At 69.5% G+C, this 2,992-nt stretch carries 3 protein-coding genes; 1 reads left to right on the forward strand and 2 read right to left on the reverse strand.

What is annotated here, in order from left to right; translation table 11 throughout:
* Nucleotides 1-575, reverse strand: a 575-nt coding sequence (locus tag ESO86_RS14555; protein WP_165307912.1) for an alcohol dehydrogenase catalytic domain-containing protein, incomplete at its 3' end; no start/stop codon positions are given.
* A 228-nt stretch (nucleotides 576-803) separates the two neighbouring features.
* Here ESO86_RS14555 and ESO86_RS14560 point away from each other — a divergent pair.
* On the forward strand, nucleotides 804-1,889 hold the full coding sequence (locus ESO86_RS14560; RefSeq protein WP_129235636.1) for an ABC transporter substrate-binding protein: 1,086 nt from the start codon (nucleotides 804-806) through the stop codon (nucleotides 1,887-1,889).
* A gap of 142 nt (nucleotides 1,890-2,031) precedes the next feature.
* On the opposite strand, the gene ESO86_RS14565 is transcribed toward ESO86_RS14560, so the two are convergent.
* Nucleotides 2,032-2,574: a hypothetical protein gene (locus tag ESO86_RS14565; protein WP_129235637.1), complete on the reverse strand. Its 543-nt coding sequence runs from the start codon at nucleotides 2,572-2,574 to the stop codon at nucleotides 2,032-2,034.
* Between the last annotated feature and the right edge of the window lie 418 nt (nucleotides 2,575-2,992).

Here is a 2,992-nt window from a genome sequence, read left to right on the forward strand (position 1 = left end):
ACCTCGGCGCCGAGGTGCACGGCGTACTCGAGGGCGGCCCGGCCCAACACGCCGCCCGCGCCCGTGACCAGGAGGCGGTCACCGGCGCGGACGGCGGCGGCGTCGAACGCGTTGACGACGATGGGGAGGCTGTGCACGGTCGCCGTGGCGACCTCGGCGGGGAGCCCCGTGCGGTCGAAGGCGACCTCGGCCGGGACGGTGACGAACTCGGCCGCGCCGCCGTCGCGATGCACGCCGACCACGCGCTGGGCCGGGCAGGTCGACTCGCGGCCCTCGGCGCAGGCGTCGCAGCGACCGCAGGGGATGTTCGGCTTGACGACCACCGCTTCCCCCACGCGGTCGCCCGCCACGCCGTCGCCGACGGCGACGATCACGCCGGCGGGGTCGATCCCGAGCACACGCGGGAGCTTGGCGGCTGCGCCGGGCCCGTGGCCCGCGATGACGTTGAGGTCGAGCTGGTTCACGCCGACGGACTCGACCCGGATGAGCACCTCGCCCGCGCCAGGCTCGGGCACGTCGACTCGCGCGACGTCGAGTCCGTCGAGGCCATGGGCCTGGAGGAGGGCTGCACGCACGGTTCGCCTCGTTTCCGGTCGGTCGCGGCATCCGCGCCGCTTTGGATACCGTATCCAAAAATGGCCGAGTTCGTCCAGACCGATGTCGCTCCCATCGTCCTCCGAAGACGAACGTCAGGAAACCGTGGACAGCAGCGCGCGTTTTGGATACGGTATCCACCAATTCGCGAGAGGCTCCGCTCTCCGCGGGACGCCGACCGCGAGTCAACCCGCCAAGAATGGAGAGTCATGCGCAGATCCATCCCTCGCTCCGGCCTCGCAGCGGCCGCCGGCATCGCAGTGTTCGCACTGCTCACCGGCTGTGCCGCGGGCGCGCCCGCAGCAGACAACGACACCGAACCGGTCGAACTCGCCGACGGCGAGCCCGGCGCGGCCGAGGACACCGACATCACGGTGGCCATCCCCTTCCCCGACATCACCATGTACTCGATGTACGTGCTCGCCACCGACCTCGGCTACTACGAGGAGGAGGGACTCGAGGTCGAGGTGATCACCGCCGACAACGTCACCGCGGCCGTGGCATCCGGCAGCGCCGACATCGGCGTGGAATCGACCGGAACCGTCATCGAGGCCGTGCGCGGCGGCGTCGAGGTCGACCTCGTCTCGGGCCACTACTGCCGGCAGAACTTCGACTTCGCGGTGCAGCCCGACATCGACTCGGCCGAGGACCTCGAGGGCACCTCGATCGTGCTCGCCGGCACCCCAGGCGACCCCGCCGAGTTCCAGCGGGCCCGCGTGCTCGCAGAGGAGGGCTGGGACCTCGAGGGCGTGAACGTCGAGGTCGTCTACCCCGGACCCGGCTCGGAGTCGTGGACGGAGTTCTTCGTGAACGACCGGATCACCCTCCAGCCGTTCTACGGCGACGACCGTCCGGCGCTCGAGGAGGCCGGTGCGGAGTTCCCCGTGGAGGCGCTGCGCAACTGGGCGAACGACGTGATGGTCGCCGGCAGCGGCTACGTCGAGGAGAACCCGAACACGCTCGTGCGGTTCCTGCGGGCGACCCTCAAGGCCGTCGACTTCGTCACCGCCCCGGCGCCCGGTGAGTTCCCCGAGAACGTCGACGAGGTGCTCGACATCTACGAGGCGAACGACTTCGACGTCGAGGCGCTCCGCGGCTCCGACAGTCCCTGGGTCCTCGACGGTCACCTGGCATGCCAGAACCTGTACTTCGACGCCGAGGCCTGGGACACGACGGTCGAGACGCAGAGCCTCGAGCCGATCGAGTTCGACGAGTCCCAGCTCGTCTACCTCGAGAAGGCGCAGGAGCTCCTCGGCCTCGACAACGCCGGCCCGGAGACGCTCCCCTACCCCTGACCCCGACACCTCACGATGCCCACGCGGCATCACGACGGGCCCCGCCGCAGCGCATGACGGCGGGGCCCGTCGCGTGTCCCGTGCCCCGGGGTGCGTGCGACGATCCCTCAGTGCGAGCGGAACCTGGAAGGGTCGTGCATGGTCACCCGGGGGCGGAATCGCTCATCATGACCGGGATCCCGCATCGTCGGAGGCGTGCCTCGATCGCACGGCGCAATTCAGTTCGATCGAGCGCCCCGCCGGTCGACCACGCGGGCGCGAACGGACCGCCGGCTCGCGCCGATATCGAGAGCTCGAAGCAGCGGTCGTGGGCGAAGAGCACCACGCCGACCGCGTTGCCGAACCGCCTGAGCGCGACCGCGTCGATCTCCTTCGCACGCCACCTGCCGAGCAGCGATCCGCGGCGATCGAACGCCACGATGCATTCCTCCGTGACGAACAGGTACGTCCCGGCGAATGGCGTTGCACCCATGACGAACAGATCGCCGCCGTTCTCGGCCGCGATGATCCGCAGTCGTCCATGCAGGTTGGGGAGGAGCGCGAGCACGGCTCCCGCCACCAGACCGACGCTCAGCATGAGAAGGCCCGGAGCGGGTGTTCCGACGATGAGGGGGACTTCGCCGTCGGACAGCGCGAACCAGAGGGAGACGGCCATCGCGACGATGAACAACGCGGCCCAGAACACCCCGATGCAGTAGCGCCAACCCAGACCGGTTCTCGCGAACGGGCGATCCGGGTCGATCCGATATCGGGAATCTGCGCTGACCATCTCGCAGGATCCAGCGACCATGGCGGAGACGGCGTCAACGCTCACCATCTCTCACCGGCTCCGCGGGGATATGCCACCACTGGACCCTACTTCGAGACCAGCCCCACCTGCGCCGTCACACTTCGGTCATCCGCGTGCCGAACGCGGCAGCCCAGCCCTACGCCGATCCTCTTGCGCAACGTCATGGGCTGGCTGCCTTGGGCCCTTGCGTAGTCTCGACAGGTGACCGACCCCGCAGATACGGATGCGCGACGATCGAAGGCGATCTGGCGCGCAGACCAATACCTGGGGGAATCCGACGCATACGTGGCGGCGACGCAGCTCGAGGCGCGCG

The organism is Agromyces binzhouensis, from assembly GCF_004135055.1.
Lineage (GTDB): Bacteria > Actinomycetota > Actinomycetes > Actinomycetales > Microbacteriaceae > Agromyces > Agromyces binzhouensis.